2 protein-coding genes and 1 pseudogene are annotated in these 1,595 nt (G+C 72.2%); 2 read left to right on the forward strand and 1 reads right to left on the reverse strand.

The features are described from left to right. A partial coding sequence (locus ABZS66_RS61655) for an MFS transporter (protein WP_354774278.1) occupies positions 1 to 1,020 on the reverse strand: 1,020 nt, incomplete at its 3' end. Between the two features lie 166 nt (positions 1,021 to 1,186). Here ABZS66_RS61655 and ABZS66_RS61660 point away from each other — a divergent pair. Both ABZS66_RS61660 and ABZS66_RS61665 read left to right on the forward strand, forming a co-directional pair. Then, positions 1,187 to 1,441 (forward strand): annotated as a pseudogene (locus ABZS66_RS61660) (transposase); the annotation flags it as partial. Positions 1,442 to 1,444: 3 nt separating this feature from the next. After that, a partial coding sequence (locus ABZS66_RS61665) for a helix-turn-helix domain-containing protein (RefSeq protein ID WP_354774280.1) occupies positions 1,445 to 1,595 on the forward strand: 151 nt, incomplete at its 3' end.

A 1,595-nucleotide genomic window follows, 5' to 3' on the forward strand; every position in this document is an offset into this window, starting at 1 on the left:
GGTGACCGCCACGGCCCGGCCGCCGGTGCGGCCGACCGCCCGGCTCGCGAGGTGCGCGCCGAGCACCGTGGCCACCGCGACGGGCACGAACGCCAGGCCGGTGGCCAGGGCGCCGTAGCCGCGCCCGTGCTGCAGCCAGAACGAGCCGACGAAGAATCCGCCGACGAGCAGCGCGGTGGCGACGAGCATGAGCAGCGCCCCGGCGGCCATCGGCCGGTGGGCGAGCAGGCGCGGGTCGACCAGCGGCGCACGCAGCCGGCGCTCCAGGGCGACGAAGCCCGCACCGAGCAGCACGGCGGCGCCGAGCGGCCCGAGCGTGGCGGTGCCGGTCCAGCCGTCGTCGCCCGCGTTCGTCAGGCCGTAGATGGCCGCCGCGGTCGCGGCGGTGACGAGGACCGCGCCGGGCAGGTCGAGCCGCTCCCGGCGGCGGGCCGCCGGCCAGCCGCGCATGAGCACGGGCAGCGCCACCAGCACGGCGGCGCCGACCGGAAGGTTGACGAAGAAGATCCAGCGCCAACCCGGCCCCGCGGTCAGCAGCCCGCCGAGCAGCACCCCGATCGCGGAGCCGCTCCCGCCGAGTGCGGCCCACACCCCCAGGGCGCGGTGCCGTTCGGTACCGCTGAAGGTCGTGGTGACGATCGACAGCGCGGCGGGGGAGAGCAGCGCGGCGCCGACGCCCTGCAGCGCCCGACCGGCGAGGAGGGTCGTCGCCGACCCGGCCGCGCCGCTGACCAGTGACGCGGCGGTGAAGACGGCCAGGCCCGCCAGCAATGTCCGGCGCGCGGTCAGCAGGTCGGCGAGCCGGCCGCCGAGCAGCATGAGGCCGCCGAACATCAGCGTGTAGGCGGTCACGACCCAGGTCAGGGCGGCGCGGTCGAGGCGCAGGTCGGCGCTGATGTGCGGCAGCGCCACGTTCACGACGGTGACGTCGAGGATCAGCATGAACTGGCCCGCGCCCAGCAGGCCCAGGACGAGCCAGCGCGAGGCCGGTGGGGCGGCGGTGTGGACGGTCACGGTCATCCCTCACAACTCAAGCATTGGTGTACGAGTTACGGCGGGAGCGTAACTCGTATAGGCTTGCTTGAGATAGGGGGTTGTGACCGAAGGTGCGTAGCGCGCAGACCCCGGCTTTGCCGTGGGTTGGCGCGTCAACTCCGCACGGGTAATAGGTGCCGCAGTGCTGTGTATTGTCGGTGCGTCCGTCACGTTGCGATCGAGCAGCGACGTCGTCTCCCAGAGCGCCTTCCATGTGGTGTGGTATCGGCGGCGTGTGCTCGGTGGCCGGGATTGAGGAACGGTTCAAGCAGCTCGTCCGCGGGTCGTCGATGAGAAGGGGGTGCGGTCGGTGGTCCTGGAGGTCATGCCCGATCACGTCCACCTGCTGGTCGAGGTCGACCCGCAGTTCGGCGTCCGCAAGCTCGTCAAGGCCGTCAAGGGCCGCTGAATGCTGACTGGACGCCGCTATCTGCTCGGCCTCACTGGGGAACAGACCGCCTATGCCGAACAGGTGGGTGCGATCTGCCGTGCGGTGTGGAACACCGCGCTGGAGCAGCGCCGGGAGTACCGCCGCCGTGGTGCGTTCATCGGCTACAACG

Source organism: Dactylosporangium sp. NPDC005572, from assembly GCF_040605515.1.
In the GTDB taxonomy this organism is placed as follows: Bacteria; Actinomycetota; Actinomycetes; order Mycobacteriales; family Micromonosporaceae; genus Dactylosporangium.